Source organism: Amycolatopsis sp. lyj-346, assembly GCF_046548975.1.
Taxonomy (GTDB): Bacteria; Actinomycetota; Actinomycetes; order Mycobacteriales; family Pseudonocardiaceae; genus Amycolatopsis.
In genome coordinates, this window is the sequence record NZ_JAJPWT010000001.1 from 805,561 (window position 1) to 824,836 (window position 19,276).

The 19,276-nt window shown below is 70.3% G+C and carries 20 protein-coding genes; 10 read left to right on the forward strand and 10 right to left on the reverse strand.

The annotated features are described in order from the left end of the window. The first annotated feature begins 59 nt into the window (after positions 1–59). Entirely contained in the window at positions 60–1,259 is a 1,200-nt protein-coding gene (locus tag ACLJQE_RS04000; RefSeq protein WP_410637551.1) for a cytochrome P450 family protein, read from the forward strand. 38 nt (positions 1,260–1,297) lie between these two features. Here ACLJQE_RS04000 and ACLJQE_RS04005 read toward each other — a convergent pair whose 3' ends face one another. Further along, entirely contained in the window at positions 1,298–1,948 is a 651-nt protein-coding gene (locus ACLJQE_RS04005; RefSeq protein ID WP_410637552.1) for a hypothetical protein, read from the reverse strand. Between the two features lie 106 nt (positions 1,949–2,054). On the opposite strand from ACLJQE_RS04005, the gene ACLJQE_RS04010 reads away from it, so the two are divergent. Further along, complete coding sequence (locus tag ACLJQE_RS04010; protein WP_410637553.1) at positions 2,055–2,432, forward strand: nitroreductase family deazaflavin-dependent oxidoreductase; 378 nt, start codon at positions 2,055–2,057, stop codon at positions 2,430–2,432. Positions 2,433–2,434: 2 nt separating this feature from the next. Beyond that, a complete protein-coding gene (locus tag ACLJQE_RS04015; RefSeq protein ID WP_410637555.1) occupies positions 2,435–2,962 on the forward strand; it encodes a GNAT family N-acetyltransferase in 528 nt (175 codons plus the stop codon). Here ACLJQE_RS04015 and ACLJQE_RS04020 read toward each other — a convergent pair. The 4 genes from ACLJQE_RS04020 to ACLJQE_RS04035 all read right to left on the reverse strand — a co-directional run bounded on the left by ACLJQE_RS04020 (position 2,955) and on the right by ACLJQE_RS04035 (position 6,641). Next, positions 2,955–3,281 (reverse strand): MmcQ/YjbR family DNA-binding protein, encoded by a 327-nt coding sequence (locus ACLJQE_RS04020; RefSeq protein WP_410637556.1) that lies wholly within the window; start codon positions 3,279–3,281, stop codon positions 2,955–2,957. The two genes, ACLJQE_RS04015 and ACLJQE_RS04020, sit on opposite strands and share 8 nt — an antisense overlap. A gap of 38 nt (positions 3,282–3,319) precedes the next feature. Then, positions 3,320–5,011, reverse strand: a complete 1,692-nt coding sequence (locus ACLJQE_RS04025) for a bifunctional metallophosphatase/5'-nucleotidase (protein ID WP_410637557.1) — start codon at positions 5,009–5,011, stop codon at positions 3,320–3,322. Between the two features lie 116 nt (positions 5,012–5,127). Beyond that, positions 5,128–5,298, reverse strand: coding sequence for an alpha/beta fold hydrolase (locus ACLJQE_RS04030; protein ID WP_410637558.1), 171 nt, complete (start codon positions 5,296–5,298; stop codon positions 5,128–5,130). A 263-nt stretch (positions 5,299–5,561) separates the two neighbouring features. After that, positions 5,562–6,641, reverse strand: coding sequence for a Gfo/Idh/MocA family protein (locus tag ACLJQE_RS04035; RefSeq protein ID WP_410637559.1), 1,080 nt, complete (start codon positions 6,639–6,641; stop codon positions 5,562–5,564). Positions 6,642–6,849: 208 nt separating this feature from the next. Here ACLJQE_RS04035 and ACLJQE_RS04040 point away from each other — a divergent pair, with 208 nt between their 5' ends. Continuing rightward, positions 6,850–7,476, forward strand: a complete 627-nt coding sequence (locus tag ACLJQE_RS04040; protein WP_410637561.1) for a VanZ family protein — start codon at positions 6,850–6,852, stop codon at positions 7,474–7,476. On the opposite strand, the gene ACLJQE_RS04045 is transcribed toward ACLJQE_RS04040, so the two are convergent. Next, a complete protein-coding gene (locus ACLJQE_RS04045) occupies positions 7,417–7,593 on the reverse strand; it encodes a hypothetical protein (RefSeq protein ID WP_410637562.1) in 177 nt (58 codons plus the stop codon). The genes ACLJQE_RS04040 and ACLJQE_RS04045 overlap by 60 nt on opposite strands. A 122-nt stretch (positions 7,594–7,715) precedes the next feature. Here ACLJQE_RS04045 and mug point away from each other — a divergent pair, with 122 nt between their 5' ends. The 4 genes from mug (at position 7,716) to ACLJQE_RS04065 (ending at position 11,731) form a co-directional block, all read left to right on the forward strand. Then, entirely contained in the window at positions 7,716–8,276 is a 561-nt protein-coding gene (gene mug, locus ACLJQE_RS04050) for a G/U mismatch-specific DNA glycosylase (protein WP_410637563.1), read from the forward strand. 264 nt (positions 8,277–8,540) lie between these two features. Beyond that, positions 8,541–9,326: a response regulator transcription factor gene (locus ACLJQE_RS04055; RefSeq protein WP_410637564.1), complete on the forward strand. Its 786-nt coding sequence runs from the start codon at positions 8,541–8,543 to the stop codon at positions 9,324–9,326. Positions 9,327–9,485: 159 nt separating this feature from the next. Continuing rightward, positions 9,486–11,321 carry an acyl-CoA dehydrogenase gene (locus tag ACLJQE_RS04060; RefSeq protein ID WP_410637565.1) on the forward strand — a complete coding sequence of 612 codons (1,836 nt, stop codon included), beginning with the start codon at positions 9,486–9,488 and terminating at the stop codon, positions 11,319–11,321. A 134-nt stretch (positions 11,322–11,455) separates the two neighbouring features. Beyond that, positions 11,456–11,731 (forward strand): GlsB/YeaQ/YmgE family stress response membrane protein, encoded by a 276-nt coding sequence (locus ACLJQE_RS04065; protein ID WP_410637566.1) that lies wholly within the window; start codon positions 11,456–11,458, stop codon positions 11,729–11,731. Between the two features lie 59 nt (positions 11,732–11,790). Here ACLJQE_RS04065 and ACLJQE_RS04070 read toward each other — a convergent pair whose 3' ends face one another. Then, positions 11,791–13,194: an MFS transporter gene (locus tag ACLJQE_RS04070; RefSeq protein WP_410637567.1), complete on the reverse strand. Its 1,404-nt coding sequence runs from the start codon at positions 13,192–13,194 to the stop codon at positions 11,791–11,793. Positions 13,195–13,360: 166 nt separating this feature from the next. Between ACLJQE_RS04070 and ACLJQE_RS04075 the strand changes: the two genes are divergently transcribed. Next, a complete protein-coding gene (locus ACLJQE_RS04075; RefSeq protein WP_410637568.1) occupies positions 13,361–14,203 on the forward strand; it encodes a helix-turn-helix transcriptional regulator in 843 nt (280 codons plus the stop codon). Continuing rightward, positions 14,200–14,907 (forward strand): leucine-rich repeat domain-containing protein, encoded by a 708-nt coding sequence (locus ACLJQE_RS04080; protein WP_410637569.1) that lies wholly within the window; start codon positions 14,200–14,202, stop codon positions 14,905–14,907. The genes ACLJQE_RS04075 and ACLJQE_RS04080 overlap by 4 nt, the downstream gene beginning before the upstream one ends. A 4-nt stretch (positions 14,908–14,911) precedes the next feature. Here ACLJQE_RS04080 and ACLJQE_RS04085 read toward each other — a convergent pair whose 3' ends face one another. Genes ACLJQE_RS04085 through ACLJQE_RS04095 form a run of 3 tightly spaced genes read right to left on the reverse strand, consistent with a single transcriptional unit; the run spans position 14,912 to position 19,170 of the window. Then, entirely contained in the window at positions 14,912–16,993 is a 2,082-nt protein-coding gene (locus tag ACLJQE_RS04085; RefSeq protein WP_410637570.1) for a VanW family protein, read from the reverse strand. 25 nt (positions 16,994–17,018) lie between these two features. Beyond that, complete coding sequence (locus tag ACLJQE_RS04090) at positions 17,019–17,351, reverse strand: GroES family chaperonin (RefSeq protein WP_013230909.1); 333 nt, start codon at positions 17,349–17,351, stop codon at positions 17,019–17,021. Between the two features lies 1 nt (position 17,352). After that, complete coding sequence (locus ACLJQE_RS04095) at positions 17,353–19,170, reverse strand: NHL domain-containing thioredoxin family protein (RefSeq protein WP_410638310.1); 1,818 nt, start codon at positions 19,168–19,170, stop codon at positions 17,353–17,355. Positions 19,171–19,276: the final 106 nt, after the last annotated feature.

A 19,276-nucleotide genomic window follows, 5' to 3' on the forward strand; every position in this document is an offset into this window, starting at 1 on the left:
CGGGCGAAGCCGCGCCGGGACACTTGTCGCGAAGAAAGTCCGGCGGGCAGGGTGAACGCATGGCAGAGCCCGCGCTGTTCGGTCCGGACTTCGATCGCGACCCCTCGCCCGCCTACGCGTGGCTGCGCGAACGACCGCCGCACCGGCTCGCTTTTCCCACCGGCACCTGGGCCTGGCTGATCACCCGGTACGACGACGCCGTGACGGCGCTCAACCACCCCGCCCTGGTCAAGAGCCCCTCCGCCGGCAACGCGGAGTGGCAGCGCTCGGGCATGGGCCTGCCGCTCGACCACCGGCCGTCGCTCGCGTCGAACATGATCAACACCGATCCGCCCGAGCACACCCGGTTGCGACGCGCCTGCGCCGGCGCGTTCGGCCCCCGCCGGATGCAGCACCTGCGTGAACGCGCCCAGCAGGTGACCGACGAACTGATCGACGCCGTCGAAGCACGCAGGCACGGCGACCTGGTCACCGACCTCGCCTACCCGCTGCCGATCGCGATCATCTGCGATCTGCTCGGGGTGCCCGAGCGGTACCGGGACGACGTGCACGAGTGGTCACTCGTCATCGACAGCGCCGACGACACCGACGGCTCGAAGGTCCGCGAAGCCACCGACGTGCTGGAACGCCTGGTCACCGAGGTCGTGGCGGCCAAGCGCGCGGCGCGGGGCACCGATCTGATCAGCGATCTCGTCGCGCAGGAGGCGACCGGCAAACTCTCTGCGGACGAGGTGACCTCGACGGCCTTCCTGATCCTCATCGGCGGCCACGAGACGACCGTCGGGCTGATCGCGACCGGCGCCCTGGCGCTGCTGACCCATCCCGGCGAAGCGGCAAAAGCAAGAACCGACCCCGCGCACCGTGCGGCCGTCGTCGAGGAGACGCTCCGGCTGCACGCGCCGCTGCAGAACGCCACCTGGCGGTTCCCCACCGAGGACGTCGAGATCGGCGGCCGGCTCATGCGGCCGGGCGACCCGATCCTCGTCTCGGTGCTGGCCGCCGACCGCGATCCCGCCGCCTTCGCGGAACCGGACGCCTTCCGGCCGGGGCAGCGGACCGAGGAGCGGCGGCACATCGCCTTCGGCGCCGGGCCGCACCTGTGCATCGGCGCGGCACTGGCCCGGCTGCAGGCCGACGTCGCTTTCGAGACGCTGCTCCGCCGCCTGCCGACGGCCAGGCTCGCCGTGCCCGAAGCAGAACTCACCTGGTGGCCCAGCCCGATCACCCGCGGGCTGTTCCACCTGCCGGTCGAGCTGTGACAACCGGGGGCTCCGCACCCGGAACCCCCGAAAAACGGTCAACCCTCGACGAGCTCCCAGTCGGACTCCGGCGTCGCGCGGTCGTACACCTGACCCGGGGCGGCCTTCAGCACCGTGCGCACGTCCGGGTACAGGTTCGCCACGTGCTCCAGCTCCAGGCCCTCGACCTCGAAGTCCTCCGCCTCGGGGACCTCGAAGCCGACGAACAGCCAGGTGCCGTCCTGCTCGCGGACGACCTGGCGGACCGCGCGCACCGGCTGCTGCGGGCCGGTCGGGATCTCGGTCAGGCCGCTGCTGATCTGGGCTTCGTCGTCCGGCGAGCCCTCGAACTTCCAGGCCGCGCGGCGCTGGGCGAGCAGCCGGACGTCCTCGTCCTCGTCGTCCGAGCCGGTCACCGACGACAGCAGCCACGTGCGGCGCTCGGGGTCCCAGTCGGCGGCCATCCCGGTCGGGAGGCTCGCCAAGGCACCCAGCTGCGGCAGCAGTTCGACGGCTTCGCGCAGCGACATCTTGCCGAAGTTCTCGCGGTTGACCAGCACGTCTTCGGACAGCTCGGTGCCGTCGCTGATGAACCAGTCGTCCTCGTCGTCCAGCACGACGAAGCCCAGCGCGTCGGGGTCGTTCACCAGGGCCAGCGCGATGATGACCGGCCCTTCCGGGTCCTGGCGCAGCGGCCATTCGGTCGACATGCGCCATATCCCACCATCGGAGCCCCCCGCGCGGGGAGCCGGGGTCACCCGATCGGTTAATTCATCGACTGTTGATATCTGACTCCCGCAGGATCATCATGGGCGCATGGTGCTCTCCAAGCGGGTCGCCCGCTTCAACCGCGTCGCGACCAACCAGGTCCTCAAGCACGTCGCCGGGTGGGCTCCCGGGTTCGCCATGGTCGTCCACAAGGGACGGAAGTCCGGGCGCGAGTTCCGCACCCCGGTCAACGTCTTCCGCACGAAGGACGATTTCGTCGTCGCGTTGACCTACGGGCCCGGCGCGGACTGGGTGCGGAACGTGCTCGCCGCCGGCGGCTGCACGCTGGTCTTCCGGCGGGAAAATATTCACGTGCGCGGCGCCGAACTCGTGCACGATGATTCGCGGCAGGCCATGCCGGTCCCGATCCGGAAGATCCTCGGCCTGCTGGATGTCAACGACTTTCTGCTGTTGAAACGGGAGTGAAGATGCTCGAGGGGGAACTCGTCCGGCTGCGCGCGCTCGAACCGGAGGACGCCGAACGGCTGCACCCGTGGACCTACGACCCCGAGGTCGGCCGCTGGATGACCAACGAACACCCGCTGTCGCTCGCCCAGGTGCGCAAGCGCTGCGAGGAACGCCCGCGCAACACCTACGAGAAGGTCGTCCTCGGCATCGAGGCCAAGGCCGAGCGCAAGCTCATCGGCGTCATCGACCTGCGGGACGCCGAGCCCGAACTCGGTGAAGCCGAGCTGGACGTCTACATCGGTGACGCCGAATACCGGGGCGGTGGCTACGGCACCGAAGCCCTGCGCCTGATGTGCCGCTACGGCTTCAACGCCATGCGGCTGCACCAGATCACGCTCTGGGTGGTCGCCGGGAACGAGGCTGCCCGGCACGTCTACCGCAAGATCGGCTTCGTCGAAGAGGGCCGACACCGCGAATCGTTCATCGACGCGGACGGCGAGCGGCACGACATGATCCTGATGAGCATGCTGCGCGGCGAGCTCAAGTGAGGAGACGGCGCGGCGCCTTCAGCCGCCACGCTTCTTCGATCAGCTCGCGAAGCTGATCGAGCTCCACCCGCTCCAGGTCGACGATGATCGAGCCGTGCCCGTCGTAGTGCGGCGTCGTGAAGAAGGCCGCGTCGCCGGACTCCAGCAACGCGGCCTTCTCGTCGAGCCCGCACAGCAGGACCAGGCCACCTTCGGCCTCCGTCCGCAGCCGCGCGAACCCCTTGCCCGCCACCTTCAGCGAAGGCGAGCGAAACCACGTCGACTCCTCGACCTCCGGCAACGCGGAGGCGAGGCGCACGACGTCTTCCCAGGTCGTCATGGGTCCATTGTCGACCCGGTGTCTTGCAAAAACGAGAGCTACGGCAAGCGGGTGATCCGGTTCGCCGCGGGCGGGGCCAGGTTCGGGTGGGCGCCCAGGTACTCGATCAGGGCGTCGAGGTCCACCGGGCCACCCGAAAGGCCGGTGCCCTTGGTGAACTCGGTGAAGCCGTCCCCGCCGGCGGCGAGGAAGTTGTTCACCGACACGCGGTACGACGCCGCCGGGTCGACCGGCGTGCCGTTGATCGTGATGCCCGAGACCCGCGAGCCCTGCGGCGCGGACGCCGAGTAGCTGTAGTGCAGCGAGCTCGAAATCTGCAGGAAGCGCGTCACCGTGCCCTGCCACTGCTGCTCCAGCACGTTCTTCAGGTTCGCGCCGGTCAGCGTGATCGTCTGCATGATGTTCCCGAACGGCTGGACGGTGAACGCCTCGCCGTAGGTCACCACGCCGTCGCCCTCGCCGTTCGCAGACGACTTGTAGGTCAGGTCGGCACGGATGCCACCCGGGTTGGTCATCGCGACGACCGCGTTGTTCGACTGCGTGCCCGCCAGCTGCGCGTCCGCGATGACGTCGCCGAGCAGCGACTCACCGGCCGCGTTGCCCGCCGCCGGCAGGTCCGCGGTGATGGTGCCGACCTGCTTGTTCGCGATCGGCGCGGCCTTCGTCTTGGCGTCGGCGATCAGCGCGGCCACGGCCGGGTCGGGGGTGACCGTGCGGGTGACGATCTCGTTGAACGCCTTGGTCTGCGAACGCACGACGTCCCGCGTCTGGCGGCTGATCTTCAGGTCCACCACGGACAGCAGCCTGCCGAACGACGAGCCCTGGATGACCGGCCGCGGCTGGCCGGCCGGGTCGGTGAGCACGCAGTTGTACTGCTGGTGGCTGTGCCCGGTGAAGAACGCGTCGACCTTCGGCGTCACCGCGGTCGCGATCGCCGAGGCCGGGCCGGGCCGCAGCTTGCAGTCGTTCGGGCCTTCGACCTCGGTGCCGTCACCCTGGTGCAGCAGCACGACCTGGGCCTTGACGCCGAAGTGGTCGAGCAGGTTCGCGGTCCGGTTGATCGCCTCGACCTCGTCGCCGAACTTCAGGCCCTTGATGGCCTCCGGCGTGACGACGGTCGGCAGGTCCTTCAGGGTGGCGCCGATGACGCCGATCGGCACGCCGCCTTCGAACTTCACGGTGAACGGCAACAGCGCGGGCAGGCCGTTGGTGAAGTACACATTGGACCCGATGAACGGGAAGTTCGCACCCTTGAAGGTCTTCTGGAACTGGCAACCGTCGGTCGGGTGACAGCCGCCGAACTGCATGCGCTGCAGTTCCTTGAAGCCCTCGTCGAACTCGTGGTTGCCGACGACGGACGCGCTGACGCCGAGCATGTTCAGGAAGTCGACGGTCGGCTCGTCGTGGAACAGCGCCGAGATCACCGGCGACGCGCCGATGTTGTCACCGGCGGACAGCACGACCGAGTTGCGCACCTGCGAGCGAAGCTGCTTCACGTGCGTCGCCAGGTAGGCGGCGCCACCGGCGTCCACAGTGGTCCCGTCGGACTGGATGACGCGGCCGCTGGAGCCGGACGGCGGCTCGAGGTTGCCGTGCAGGTCGTTGAACGTGATGATCCGGACGTCGGTGGTGGAGTCCGGGCGCTGGCCCGCGGACGCGGGTGCGGTGGTCACCGCCGTGGTCGCCAGCGCGGCCGCGGCCAACACCGCGAGCCGGGTCGAAAGCCTCATGCGTGTTCTTCCTCCGATTCGCGCCCAAGTTCCCCGAACGGGCGCACGGCGGAGGATTCTGCCTCGCGAAGCAGTCACCTGCCAGGGTCAAAAGACGGACGTAAAGGGAACGTCACCTAACGGCTTCCGTCGAGCAGCACCCGCGCGACGAGTTCCGGGTCGTCGTTCATCGGCACGTGCCCGCAGCCCGGCAGCAGCCGGAACACCCCGTGCGGCGCGACTTTCCGCAGGTCGGCGACGCGCGGCCGGGCGAGGATCCGGTCGTGCTCGGCCCAGGCGATGGTCACCGGGACGTCGGTGACCGGGCCGGTGAACCGGAAGTCACCGCGCGACTGCGCCGCGGTCGGCTCGAACCCGGCGCACGACGTGCGGCGGCGTGCGCTGCGCGCGGGCTCGATGCCGTACCCGCCGGCCGGTTCGGGCGACGCACCGAAGCCCGGCAGGTCGACGGCACCAGCGGCTCGCCGCGGCCCGCCCGGTCGTAGACAACGTCGTCCATGATCCGAGCCTAAGACGCGGACAGCGGAAAAGCCGCAACCGCCAGTAACAGTTACTCCGCGTCCGGCTGGGTCCGGGTGCCGCTGTCGGCCGACCGCTGGACGGCGTCGAGCACCCGGTGCAGGCGCAGGGCGTGCGCGAAGTCCGGCAGGTCGCCCTTGAGGTGCCGGGCGTAGGCGTGCGCGACGTTGTACGACGGCTCGGCGCTGCGGCCGGCCAGCTGCGGCAGCTCGTACCGCGCGGGCACGGTGAGCTTCTCCAGCGTGCCGGTGCGGCTGCCGCGCAGCGTCAGTTTCGCGATCCAGAACAGCGGGTCCGCGGCCTCGACGACCAGCGTGCCCTCGGTGCCGTTGATCTCCCAGTGGAAGTCCGTGGCCGGCGACGTCCCGCCACGCAGGTGCAGCGACGCGACGGCACCCCCGGTCAGCACCCCGGTGACGGCGATCTGGTCCGGCGCCGTCATCTCGACCGACTCGCCGGTGACCTCGTCACGCACCCGCGGCCGGACGGTCGCCATCGTCGCCGACAGCTCGGCGAAGCCGCCGAGGACCATGGCCAGCGCGTCGACGGTGTGCGCGAACGGAATGGTCAGCATCGTCGCCCCGCCCGCGGGGTGCAGCTGGTAGTCGCGGCCGGCCCGCACGCTCGGGCCCCAGTTCGCGCCCGAAGCGATCAGCGACGTCGAAAGCACGCGGCCGACGTAACCGTCCTTGATGAGGTCGCGCAGGTAACGCAGCGCAGGCGCCGACCGCCCTTGCAGGCCCACCGCGGTCGTCTTTTCCCGGGCGGCGTCGGCCAGCGCCTCGGTTTCGGCCAGGCTGACGCCCAGCGGCCACTCGCTCAGCACCTGCTTGCCCGCGGCCAGCGCGGGCTCGATGAGCGCCCGGTGCTGCGGCACCTTCACGGCGACCACCACGAGGTCGACCTCCGGGTGACGGGCCAGCTCCCCGGCGTCGCCGAAGGTCAGCGGCACGCCGTACTTCTCCCCGGCCACCCGCGCCGAGTCGGCGCTGCTGCCGGCGAGCGCGCGGAGTTCGTAGCCGTCCACCGCGGCCAGCGCGGGCACGTGCGCGGTCGCGGCCCAGCCGCCGTTCGCGCTGAGCCCGACGATGCCGACCCGGACCGGTGCCATGAGCGTTCCTTTCGTTGCCTGCATAGAGCCCGACGTGCCGAGCGTCGTGCTCATTCCCGTATCGGCGCAAGCAGCATCCGGTTACGCCGGCATGACATCGATCACCCGCCGCCCGCCGATCGGTCGCGCGGGGATCGGCCGAGTGGCCGATGGCGTCGGACCCTTCGACCGAAGCGGCACCGGCGGCAAGATCCATAACGTCGGTGGCATGACGAACGCACAGCTCACGGCCCTGCAGCACGGCTTCATCGCCTTCCTCGCGCTGTGGGCCGTGGTCCTGGTGCCGCAGCTGATCACCCAGCTCGCCCGGTACGGCGGCCTGCGGCCGCGCGGCCTCGCGACCACCGCGGCGGTGCTGCTCTACGGCTGCATGACGCTCGCGGTCGTGTTCCTGCCGCTGCCGGGTCCCGGCACCCGCCGGCTCGCGCAGACCGTGCAGCTGCACCCGTTCCAGTGGATCGCCGACATCCACACCGAGCTGCTCAAGCACGGCGGGACCTGGTTCATGACGCAGACGTTCCAGCAGGCGTGCCTCAACGTCCTGCTGTTCGTGCCGCTCGGGGTGTTCGCGCGGATCCTCTGGCGCCGCGGCCTGACCGGCACCGCGCTGATCGGCTTCACGGCGTCACTGCTCATCGAGCTCACGCAGCTCACGGCGAACTTCGGCACGGCGCCGTTCGCCTACCGCATCTTCGACGTCGACGACCTCGTGAACAACGCGTTCGGCGCCGTCGTCGGCTGGGTGTTCGGGGCGCTGCTGCTGACGCTCCTGCGGTCAACGGTCGACGTGCAGCCGGCCCGGCGCGAGCGGGTCCACTTCGCCGAGACGCGCTAACCGCGCTTTCCGCTGCAGCGCGGCCCGCTTGGCGGCCCGCCGGTCTTCCATGACGACAACGAGCGCGGCGACGGCCAGAACCAGCGCGACCAGCCCGAGGACGATCGGAAGCTGCACGAATCCTCCTCGGTACGGCGCTGTGCGGGAGATCACACAGGTTACGCAGGTCAGTACCGAATTCGCTACCCCCCGCGACGGGTTCGACCTCCACGTCGCCGCGCATGCCGGAAACTGGACGGGTGAGCACCCGACCCACGAAGGACCAGCTGGCCGCGGCGCACAACGCCACCATCCCCGACGTCATTGCCCCTGACCTCGACGTTCTGTTCTGCGGCATCAACCCCGGTCTCTACTCCGGCGCGCTCGGCCGGCACTTCGCGCGCCCCGGCAACCGCTTCTGGCCCGCGCTCCACAACGGCGGCTTCACCCCGCGGCTCTACGCACCCAGCGAGCAGGACAAGCTGCTCGAACTCAAGCTCGGCGTCACGAACGTCGTCGCCCGGACCACCGCCCGCGCCGATGAGCTCACCGGCGACGAGCTGCGCGAAGGCGGGAAGATCCTCACCGCGAAGGTGCTCGAGTACCGGCCGCGGTGGCTGGCCGTCGTCGGGATCACCGCCTACCGGACCGCTTTCGGCTTTCCGAAGGCGCGCGTCGGCCCCCAGGAGCACCGGATCGGCGACACCAGCGTGTGGGTGCTGCCGAACCCGAGCGGGCTCAACGCGCACTGGACGCCGTCCGGGCTGGCGGCGGAGTTCGCCCGGCTGCGAGCCGCATCCGATGACTGTCGAAATCGTTGAACGGACTACGGGCCACCCTCAGTAGCGCCGACTGCCCCATCAGCCCCTTTCCCGCCCGGGCGAGCCAACTGTCCAAGATCGACTTCTACGGAAAGTTTGCTGTGACCGGCGGATTGGGCCATGAGGGGGATTTGGCGTCATGAGCTGGGCAATCGCGACTCGTACCAAGCAGGAGTAGTCACTTCCGGCCGGTCCAAGCAGGGGGACCGGGCGGTGCCGGAGACGTCCGGCCCCCGGGAGTGACGACAGAGACGGAGGCCCGCGATGCACGGCATCGAGCCCACCCGCAGGCCCACCGGGCCGCCCGGACCCGGCGGTCGCAGCCTCGGCGTGGCGGTCGTCGATCCCGTGCCGATCTTCCGCGACGGCCTCGCCGCGCTCGTGCACCGCAGCCAGGGGCTGCACTGGGCCGGTCAGGCCGCCAGCCACCACGCCGCCCTGCAGCTGTGCGAGCAGGTCAAACCGGACGTCGTCATCCTGGACTCGGCGCTCGACCCGAACTGCCACCTGACCAAGCTGCTCAACGCCGGCGACCCCGCGCTGCTGCTGGTCACCCTGATCCGTGACGCGAATCGCACACAGCAGTACCTCGCGGCCGCGATCGCGGCGGGCGCGCACGCGATCGTGCCGCGGTCGATCGATTCGCGACGGCTCGCCGAAGCGATCCGGCGGGCGCACAGCGAACGTCGTTACATCGACCCGGCCATCGCCCCGCTGACCGCCCGGCCGAAGCGCGCCACCACTCCGAAGGGCGACCTCGCCCACGACAGCCCGCCGTCGCCGCGCGGCGGGATGCCGCTGTCCAGGCGCGAGTACCAGGTGCTCCAGCTGGTCGCCGAAGGACTCGAAAACTCCGGGATCGCGAAGCTGCTGTTCCTGTCCGTCGAGACCGTCCGGACCCACGTGAAGAGCATCCTGCGCAAGCTTTCCGCGCGGGATCGGACACACGCGGTGACGATCGCCTTCCGCAGCGGGATCCTCATCGCCCGGCCCGAGGACGGGCACGTTCCGGTGACGGCGGACACAACAGCGATCCCGGGCCACCGCTGACCCCTCTTGCCCAGGCCGAAGGCAACATTCAGGTGGATTTCCGATACTCGGAAGTGCGGATCTGCTTGCTCCAGTTACCCGCAGGTAATATCCTGAAGTTACCGGCGAGTAAGGCGAATATGTGCCCGGCCGGGGAGCCGAACACATTGGAGTGACGACATGGGCCACTACAAGAGCAACGTCCGAGACCTCGAGTTCAACCTCTTCGAGGTACTCGGCGTGCAGGAGCGCCTGGGCAAGGGCGTGCTCGCCGAATCCGACGAAGAGACCGCCCGCGGTGTGCTGTCCGAGCTGAACAAGCTCGCGACCGGCCCGCTCGCCGAGTCCTTCGCCGACGCCGACCGCAACCCGCCCGTGTACGACCCGAAGACGTTCAGCGTCAAGATCCCCGAGTCGTTCAAGAAGAGCTACAAGCAGCTCCTCGACGGCGAATGGTGGCGCCTCGGCCTGACCAACGACCTCGGCGGCTTCGGCCTGCCCCCGACCGTGCAGTGGGCGGCGTCCGAGCTCATCCTCGGCGCGAACGCCCCGCTGTTCATGTACATGGCGGGCCCGAACTTCGCGATGATCGTGAACAAGAACGGCACCGAAGAGCAGAAGCACTGGGCCCAGCTCATGATCGACCGGGCCTGGGGCGCCACGATGGTGCTGACCGAGCCGGACGCCGGCTCCGACGTCGGCGCGGGCCGCACCAAGGCCACCAAGCAGGAGGACGGCTCCTGGCACATCGACGGCGTGAAGCGGTTCATCACCTCGGCCGAGCACGACATGAGCGAAAACATCATGCACCTGGTGCTCGCTCGCCCCGAGGGCCCCGGCATCGAGACCAAGCCGGGCACCAAGGGCCTGTCGCTGTTCCTCGTCCCGAAGTTCCACTTCGACTCGAAGACCGGTGAGCTGGGCGAGCGCAACGGCGCCTTCGTCACGAACGTCGAGCACAAGATGGGCATCAAGGCCTCGACGACGTGCGAGCTGACCTTCGGCCAGCACGGCACCCCGGCCAAGGGCTGGCTGCTCGGCGAGGTGCACGACGGCATCGCGCAGATGTTCCAGGTCATCGAGTACGCCCGGATGATGGTCGGCACGAAGGCCATCGCGACGCTGTCGACGGGCTACCTCAACGCGCTCGAGTACGCCAAGGAGCGCGTCCAGGGCGCCGACCTGCCGAACATGCTGAACAAGGCCGCGCCGCGCGTGACCATCACCCACCACCCGGACGTCCGCCGCTCGCTGATGCTCCAGAAGGCGTACGCCGAGGGCCTCCGCGCGGTCTACCTGTACACCGCGTCGTTCCAGGACCAGCTGTGGACCGGCGAAGGCGACCTGAAGCTCGCGCACGGCGTCAACGACCTGCTGCTGCCGATCGTCAAGGGCGTCGGCTCGGAGCGCGCCACCGAGCAGCTCGTGCAGTCCCTGCAGACGCTGGGTGGTTCCGGCTTCCTGCAGGACTACCCGATCGAGCAGTACATCCGCGACGCGAAGATCGACTCGCTGTACGAGGGCACCACGGCCATCCAGTCGCTGGACTTCTTCTTCCGGAAGATCGTCCGCGACAAGGGCCAGTCGCTGGCCTTCGTCGCCGGGGAGATCACCAAGTTCATCGAGTCCGAGGCGGGCAACGGCCGGCTCAAGAACGAGCGCGTGCTGCTCAAGCAGGCTCTCGAGGACACCCAGGGCATGCTCGGCTCGCTGATCGGCTACCTGACGGCGTCCCAGGAGGACCCGCAGAGCATCAACAAGGTCGGCCAGCACACGGTCCGCCTGCTGATGTCGGTCGGTGACCTGCTCATCGGCTGGCAGCTGCTCAAGCACGCCGAAGTCGCCATCGGCAAGCTCGACGCGGGCGCGTCCGCCAAGGACGTCCCGTTCTACGAGGGCAAGATCGCCTCGGCCTCGTTCTTCGCGAAGCAGGTGCTGCCGGAGCTGACCGCCCGCCGCGCCATCGTGGAGGCCGCCGACAACGCGCTCATGGAGCTGGACGAAGCCGCGTTCTGATCAACGTGTTCGCCCGAAGGACCCCTTCCCGGCCGGGAAGGGGTCCTTCGGCGTTTCGGGATCCGATCGCCGGGGAATTCCGTCTTCGAGTTCGCGGGATCCGAGTGGCCGGACCCGCACCGAGAGGAGAAGCGATGACTGTCGCCGGCATCATCAGTGCCATCGTCGTCGGGTTGATCATCGGCGTTTTGGGCCGGCTGGTCGCTCCCGGCAAGCAGGGCATCCCGATCTGGCTGACCATCCTGATCGGTATCATTGCCGCGTTCATCGGTACGGCCATCGCGCGGGGTCTGGGCTACGCCGACACGAATGGTATCGACTGGCTCGAGGTCCTCACCCAGGTCGTGCTCGCCGCGATCGGCGTCAGCATCGCTGCGGCCGCCTACGGCCGTCGTGGTGTAACCAGGTAAGGCTTTCGGTCACAGCCCGGCCGGTCCACCTTCGGGTGAACCGGCCGGGCTTTTCCGTGCTACGGCTTGGCCGACGCGCGGGCGAGCGCGACGGCGAACCCGGTACCCACCAGCAACAGCACCGCGGCCCAGGTCATCGTCGTGGTGATGGCGTGCGCGGACGAACCGGCGGCGAGTGTCAGGAAGAGACTGCCGAACGTCGCCACCCCGATGACCTGGCCGAGCTGCAACGTCGTAGTGAGCAGGCCGCTGGCGTCCGCCGCGCGTTCGAGCGGGACGTGGGTGAGCGCGTGCGCCATCAGGGACCCGAACGCCAGGCCCATGGAAAGGCCGAACAGCAGGAGCGCGGCGAAGAACAGGACACCGCCGTCTCCGCCGTCCTTGAGGCTGAACCCCAGCAGGGCGTAGGCGACGGCGGACCCGACGTAGCCGCACGGCGTCAGTGCCGTGTGGACGCGTCCGGGCAGCTTGTGCCAGAAGAACCCGCACACGCCGAAGACCACGCCGCCGGGCGCCATGGTGAGCCCGGCGGCCAGCGCCGTCGCTCCGAGGCCCGCCTGCAGGTGCAACGCGACGCAGAACAGGAAACCGCCGTAGGACGCCACTCCGGTGGCCAGCGCGGCCAGTCCGGGTGCGACACCGCGGATCCGCAGGACGCCGAGGTTCACGAGGGGATCGCGCACCCGGCGTTCCACGACCACGAACAGCACGGCCAGCAGCGCGCCCGCCGCGAGCGAAGCGAACGTCCACACCGGCCAGCCGGTTTCGTGCCCGAGGACCAGCGGCAGCACGAGGAGCACCACCGCGGGCACGGCGAGCGCGAGGCCGGCGACGTCCAGCCGGCGGCCCGCCTTCGCCGCGCCGCCCGGCACCAGACGCAGGGAGAGCACGGCCACGAGCACCCCGATCGGCACGTTGACCAGGAAGATCGGCCGCCAGACCGCCCCGAAGAGGTCCGCGCCGACGAGCACGCCGCCGAGCACCTGGCCGGACACGAACGCGACCGAGATGACCGCGGTGTACGCGCTGAGCGCCTTGGCCCGCGCGGGGCCGCTGAACTGCGCCTGGATGACGCTGATGACCTGCGGCATCATCAGCGCGGCCCCGGCGCCCTGCGCGATCCGCGCGACGATCAGCGTGGCCGGGTCCGGCGCGAACCCGCAGAGCAGCGAGCAGGCGGTGAAGGCGAGGACGCCGGTGACGAACAGCCGTCGCCGCCCGAACAGCTCGCCGAGCCGGGCGCCGGTGATCAGCAGCATCGCGTAGCCCACGGTGTAGCCGGAAACGATGAGCTGCAACGCGGCGCCGGACGCGTGCAGGTCGGTGCGGATGTCGGTCATGGCGACGTTCACGACGGTGACGTCGAGCAGCGCCATGAACTGACCGAGCAGCAGGACGGCCAGCATGAACCACGGCCGCGCGGCCCGGTCGGGGATGGCCGGGGCAGAGGTGGTCAGAGTCATGCTGCTGACCTTGGGGGTCTTCGGTCCGGCGCGGAGAGAGCCTGCCGATGCTGGTATTGGGAGCACCTGCCTTGGTCCGGGGGTCCAGGTGGCGGAGCCCCCGGCTCGGGGCGAAGCCCCGGACAACACAGCGGAAATTGTCGTACCCCTCGGGCACCATGTCCGCATGACGTCAACGCAGGTCCACGCCGGCCGCCGGGAGGAACTCGGCCAGTTCCTCAAGGCGTGCCGGGCGCGGATCGGTCCGGAGGAGGTCGGGCTGCCACCCGGCGTGCGCCGCCGCACGAGCGGGTTGCGGCGGGAGGAGGTCGCACTGCTCGCCGGCGTCGGCGTCACCTGGTACACGTGGCTCGAACAGGGGCGGCCGATCAACGCGAGCGCTCAGGTGCTCGACGCGGTGGCGCGCACGCTGCGGATGGACCACCCCGAGCGGGAGCACCTGTACCGGCTGGCGGAGCTGACGCCGTCGCGGCTGCCGTCGGCGGTCGAGGTCGTGCCGGACACCGTGCGCGAGGTGCTGCGCGCGCTCGATCCCCTGCCGGCCACGGTGATCAACGGCCGGTTCGACATCCTCGCGTCGAACGCGGCGCAGGAGGAGCTGTTCTGGGAGTGGCACAGCCTGCCGTGCCTGCACAAGAACCTGCTGTGGTGCTGCGTGACCGAGCCGAACGCGCGGCGGATGCTGCTGAACTACGACGAGGAGGTGCCGCACATGGTCGCGCGGATGCGCGCCGAGTACGGCAGGCACGTCGGTGACCCGTCGTGGGACGAGGACATCCGGCGGCTGTCGGAGCTGAGCCCCGAGTTCGCCAAGTTGTGGGCGCGGCACGAGGTCGCGGAACCGCGGCCGCGGGTGCGGGAGTTCCAGCACCCGCGGGCAGGCCGGATGAACCTCAGGCTGACCGAGCTGGCCGTGTCGGAGGCGCCGGGTCTGCGGATCCAGGTGTCCACTCCGGACGACCCGGCGACGTGGGCGTTGCTGCCCTTGACCCGGCTGGAGGAATCGTGACCCTGCTGGACCTGAGCGACCGGGGGCTGACGTCGGTGCCGTCGCTGCCGGACGACGTCACCCGGCTCGACCTGTACAAGAACTCGCTCTCGGCGGTGCCCGGGTCGCTGTGGTCGCTGACCGGGCTGCGCGTGCTGAACCTCGCGGCGAACCGGATTTCTTCGCTGCCGCCGGGTATCTCGGCGCTGACGTCGCTGCACACGCTCGACCTGGCGCACAACCGGTTCGACTCGCTGCCGGACGAGCTGGGCGAGCTGGCCGGGCTCACCGAGTACCTGTACGTCAGCGACAACCGGCTGACGAAGTTCCCGGATGCCTGGTGCCGGCTGGGAAAGCTGCGGTACCTCGGGTGCACGGACAACCGGCTCACGTCGCTGCCCGCGGACCTCTCGGGGTTCGCGGCGCTGCGTGAACTGCGGCTGTACCGCAACGAGCTGGCGGCGCTGCCGGAGTCGATCGGCACGCTGGGAGCGTTGCGGGAGCTGCACCTGCGGGGCAACCGGCTGACTTCGCTGCCGTCGTCGATCGGCTTGCTGAGTGAGCTGCGTCAGCTCGACCTGCGGGAGAACCAGCTGACGACGCTGCCCGCGTCACTGGCCCGGCTGTCCAAATTGGACAAGCTGGATCTGCGCTGGAACAAGCAGCTCCGGGAGCCGGCGTGGCTGCGCGACTTCGAGGAGGCGGGGTGCATGGTCCTTCGCTGACAACTCAACAGAGAACGGTCGGACGCGGACCGTAGGTCGCCGTGTGCGACGTCCGCCGGAGCTCGGTGCCGCTCGCGAGGTCGTAGAGCACGCGGGTGTCAGTGACGCTGAAGCCGGACGAGCCGATCGAAGGACGGCACGTCCCGTCCTCGCCGGAGCCGAACTGGATCGGGGGCGGGTCGCCGGGTGTCTGCGCGCCGGTCTGGCCCTCGACGCGGAAGTGCCGGGTGCCCCAGATCCGGACGGTCACCGAGTCACCGGAGACGGTGGCCTGGATGGCGATCCCGGTGGCGGCGTCGTTGGTCAGCTTGAGCTCGACCGGGCTGCCGTCGGCGTTGACGGCCTTGGCGTCGCGGCCGACGGGGTAGCGGTCGAGGTAGTGGTCGTGCTCCAGGTGACCGGCGTCGGCCAGGCCGGCGAGGTAGGCGGCGTTGTACAAAGTGGACGCCAGCTGGGAGACGCCGCCGCCGACCACGGACGGGCCGGTGCCGTCCTCGTCGACCGGGGCGGGCACGTAGCCGGCGTCCGCGGTGCGCGGGCCGGAGCGGCCGCCGAGGCTGAACGTCTCGCCGGGCTTGACGATCGTGCCGGACACGCGGGCGGCGAGCGTCCGGTTGTTCGTCTCGGCCGGGCCGGTCAGGCCGCCGGTGGTGAACTCGCCGATGACCTCCTTGATGCCGAGCGCGTTGGCGGCGTCGGTGGTCACGCTGGGTGTCGACGCGCTGTAGACGACGGGGAGATCCCGCCCGTCGGTCTTCTTGAGCACGTCGATCAGGGGGAGGAAGGTCTTCTCCCAGTCCACCTTGCGGGCGTCTTCGGACGGCTCGATCGTCGGCTGGTCACCGGTGAAGACGATCTGCGCGTCCTTGCCGTCGGTCTCGGTGCTCGCGAGCTCGTCCTTGAGGGCGGCCTGCAGCTTGCCCTGGTCGATGCGGACCTCGACGGCCCCGCCCTCGACCGCGGCGAACTGGAACGAAGACGCGATGGTGGCGGGCTTCAGCGGAACGTCCTTGCCTTCGCCGTGCACGACGACCGGTTTCGCCACGGCGGGCACGACGATCTGCCGGCAGGCGGCCTGCACCCCGGCGGCGGTCGCCCGCACGGGCGTGATCGCCATGGCCAGCTTGACCCCGCCGGGGTCGAGCCAGTGGTCGGTGACGGTGTGCGCGGCGCCGGCCAGGTCGGTCAGCTGCTGGCCCTGCCGCGGCAGGATCGGGTAGGCGGTGACACCACCGTCGCTGCCCGCGATCGGGGTGAACCCGACCGAGCCTTCGGTCGCGGGGTGGTTCAGCTTGCCCTCGGCCAGCTCGCGCACGGCGTCCGCGATCCGGTTCTGGTCGGTGCGCGTGGCCACCCCGACCTCGCGGCTGGTGAAGAAGGACATGATCCGCGTGATCGGGCTGAGCGGCTGGTGCCCGGCGAGCCCGAGGGTGTTCGGCCAGTCGAGCCCGAGCCCGGACCGCGAGGGCACGAGTTCGGCCTGCACGTCCCCGCCGTGGACGACAACGGGCCGGATCAGCCGCGGCTCGAGTTCCTGCCGCAGCTTGGCCTCGGCCTCGGCATGGCTGAGCCCTCCGACCTCGATGCCGGCCACGGTGACCCCGCGCGGCACGTCCCCGGCGCTGACGGCCAGATCGATGGCGTAGAGGATGACGAAGAGCCCGAGCGCGAGCCCGATGGCCATCATGGTCCGGGCGACGCCCGTGCGCAGCTTCCGGGCGGGCGTCTCCGGAGCCGGCGGGGGCGCGGGGGTTTCGAGCAGCTCGCCGAGCAGGTCGTCGGAGAAGAGATCGGTGGTGGCGGCCGGCGCTTCGGCAGCGGGCTTGGCCGGTACGGGTTCTTGCGGCGCGGCATCCGGTTCCGCGGCGGGCCAGACCGGCGGCAGTCCGGCTTCGGCTCCGGGTTCGGCGCTGGTCTCGGCCCTGGGTTCGGCGCCGGGTTCGGCCAACGGCAGCCGGGGTTCGGCCTCAGGCACCTCAACCGACTCAGGGGCCCCAGCGGACTCGGCCACCTCAGCCGGCTCGGGCTCCGCCGTGCTCGCGAGCTCGCGCACGTCGGTGCCCTCGCGTACCTCTTCGTCTGCCACGCGCCTGCCTTTCGCGGGACCCGACCTACAGGTAGAGCCCCGTCCCGTGCTCGGTGCGCTCGGTCGCCACCGCGTGGATGTCGCGTTCGCGCATCACCAGGTGCCCCTCGCCCTGGATCTCGACCTCGAGCTGGTCCTCCGGGTTGAAGAGCACGCGGTCGCCGGTCTTGACGTTCCGCACACTGTTGCCTACGCCCAGTACATCACCCCACGCCAGCCGTCGCGCCACCTGCGCCGTCGCGGGGATCACGATGCCGCCGCTGCTGCGGCGCTCCCCTTCTTCCGGCGACAGCCGCACGAGTACCCGGTCGTGCAGCATTTGGATTTCGAGTTTCGGCCCGTCAGACACGGCCTGCATGTTACCCGCCGGTCCGAGGCTCACCGGCCATGACCAGGCTCAATTCGCTCGCGCCGCCGTCCTCGATCCGCACCGGGACGCCCCAGTCCTGCCGGGTGATGCGGCACGCGGGGTGCTCGGCGCCGTCGTCGCAGCTCGCGGCCTGCGCGACGACCTGCAGCACGCCCTCCGTGACGCCGGGGGCCAAGCGGATCTTGCGGTTCAGGTCCGTGCCGGTCCCGCCGCCGTCGGCCAGCAGCGACGGCGGCGACGCGCTGATCTCCAGCCGCGTCGACGGGCCGAACCGGTCGTCCAGCTTCTCGCCGGGTGGTGCCGTGAACACCACCGAAAAGTCGATCTCGCCCGGCGCGAGCACCGTCGGCGGGCGGCGCACCGCGTGCGCGTCGCCGGTGACGAGCGTCGGCTCGGCCGCCGTGAGCGGGGTCAGCCGGTTGCCCGCGGACTCGACGGCCAGCAGCTCGCCGTCGTGCAGCAGCAGGCCCTGGGGCTCGGCGAGCCCGGTCGCGATCGTGGTGACCTGGCGGGTGAAGACGTCGAAGCGGCGGACCGCGCCGTTGTAGGTGTCGGCGATCGCGATCTTGTCGCCGGGCAGCACGGCGAGGCCCAGCGGGTGCTGGAGCAGCGCCTGGTCGGCCGGGCCGTCGGTGTGGCCGAAGGAAAACAGGTCGACGCCGATCGCCGTCTGCACGGTGAAGGACTCGCCGTCGGGCTCGATCCAGCGCAGCGCCGACGTCTCCGCGTCGACGAGCCACAGCTTGTCGCCGTCCACGGCCAGACCGGACGTCTGCGCGAAGAATGCTTCGCCGACGTCGCCGTCGCGAAGCCCTTCGACGGTTGTGCCGGCGAAGCGGCGGATCGTGCCGCCGACCGGGTCGAACACGCTCAGCGTGTGGTTGCCCGCCATGGCGACGACCACTCCGCCGGCCGGGCCCCACCAGACGACGTCCCACGGGCTCGTGAGGTCGGTCTCGGTGGCCTTGCCGGAGTCCGGCCCGGTACGCCACTGCGCGCCGGTGCCGGCGACCGTCGTCACCTCGCCGGTGATCAGGTCGAGGCCGCGCAGCCGGTGCCCGGCCGTGTCGGCGACGACGGCGTGGTAGCCGACGCGCTCGGCGATGTCGTACGGCAGCAGCGCGATGCCCGACGGCTCGGTGAAGGTCGCGATGTCGAACGGACCGTCCTGGTCCCCGCGGGCCCCGCTGCCGAAGCGGCGGATGACGGTCTCGCCGTCCGAGGCGAACTCGACGATCGCGTGGTGCCCGGTGTCGGCGACCAGGACGCGCCCCTCGGCGGTGGCGACGGCCTTGCTCGGGAACCGCAGCTCGCCGGGCTGCTCCTCGACCGGCACGTACGGGCTGCCGCCGCGCCGGAGCGTCCCCTTCGCTTCGTGCTTCGTCACGAGCTCCGCGATGACGCGGCGAAGCGCCTCTTCGTGCCCTTCGCCCGCGGCGACGTGTACGACGTACCCCTCGGGGTCGACGACGACCAGCGTCGGCCACGCGCGGACCGCGTACTGCGACCACAGCTCCATCCCGGGATCGTTGACCACCGGGTGGTGCACCTCGTACCGGCGGACCGCCGCCTCGATCGAGGCGCGCTCGCCCTCGTGCAGGAACTTCGGCGAATGAACACCCACGGTGACCAGCACGTCCGCGAACTCGGCTTCCAGCGGACGCAGCTCGTCGAGCACGTGCAGGCAGTTGATGCAGCCGCTGGTCCAGAAGTCCAGCAGCACGACGCGGCCGCGCAGCTCGGCGAGGGTGATCGGGCGGCCACCGGTGTTCAGCCAGACGTCGCCGCGCAGCTCGGGGGCACGCACGCGGCTCTGCGGTCGTGGAGAAGTCACGGCATGAGTGAACTACACGCGCTCACGCTCTGTTCCCCGGTCCGCCCGATGAGAGAACAAACTCACCCATTGGTGGACC

What these genes read in the sequence shown, in the direction of transcription:
- ACLJQE_RS04000 (WP_410637551.1), top strand. Translation starts at nt 60, where the DNA reads ATGGCAGAGCCCGCGCTGTTCGGTCCGGACTTCGATCGCGACCCCTCG.
- ACLJQE_RS04005 (WP_410637552.1), bottom strand. Translation starts at nt 1,948, where the DNA reads ATGTCGACCGAATGGCCGCTGCGCCAGGACCCGGAAGGGCCGGTCATC.
- ACLJQE_RS04010 (WP_410637553.1), top strand. Translation starts at nt 2,055, where the DNA reads ATGGTGCTCTCCAAGCGGGTCGCCCGCTTCAACCGCGTCGCGACCAAC.
- ACLJQE_RS04015 (WP_410637555.1), top strand. Translation starts at nt 2,435, where the DNA reads ATGCTCGAGGGGGAACTCGTCCGGCTGCGCGCGCTCGAACCGGAGGAC.
- ACLJQE_RS04020 (WP_410637556.1), bottom strand. Translation starts at nt 3,281, where the DNA reads ATGACGACCTGGGAAGACGTCGTGCGCCTCGCCTCCGCGTTGCCGGAG.
- ACLJQE_RS04025 (WP_410637557.1), bottom strand. Translation starts at nt 5,011, where the DNA reads ATGAGGCTTTCGACCCGGCTCGCGGTGTTGGCCGCGGCCGCGCTGGCG.
- ACLJQE_RS04035 (WP_410637559.1), bottom strand. Translation starts at nt 6,641, where the DNA reads ATGGCACCGGTCCGGGTCGGCATCGTCGGGCTCAGCGCGAACGGCGGC.
- ACLJQE_RS04040 (WP_410637561.1), top strand. Translation starts at nt 6,850, where the DNA reads ATGACGAACGCACAGCTCACGGCCCTGCAGCACGGCTTCATCGCCTTC.
- ACLJQE_RS04055 (WP_410637564.1), top strand. Translation starts at nt 8,541, where the DNA reads ATGCACGGCATCGAGCCCACCCGCAGGCCCACCGGGCCGCCCGGACCC.
- ACLJQE_RS04060 (WP_410637565.1), top strand. Translation starts at nt 9,486, where the DNA reads ATGGGCCACTACAAGAGCAACGTCCGAGACCTCGAGTTCAACCTCTTC.
- ACLJQE_RS04065 (WP_410637566.1), top strand. Translation starts at nt 11,456, where the DNA reads ATGACTGTCGCCGGCATCATCAGTGCCATCGTCGTCGGGTTGATCATC.
- ACLJQE_RS04070 (WP_410637567.1), bottom strand. Translation starts at nt 13,194, where the DNA reads ATGACTCTGACCACCTCTGCCCCGGCCATCCCCGACCGGGCCGCGCGG.
- ACLJQE_RS04075 (WP_410637568.1), top strand. Translation starts at nt 13,361, where the DNA reads ATGACGTCAACGCAGGTCCACGCCGGCCGCCGGGAGGAACTCGGCCAG.
- ACLJQE_RS04090 (WP_013230909.1), bottom strand. Translation starts at nt 17,351, where the DNA reads ATGCAGGCCGTGTCTGACGGGCCGAAACTCGAAATCCAAATGCTGCAC.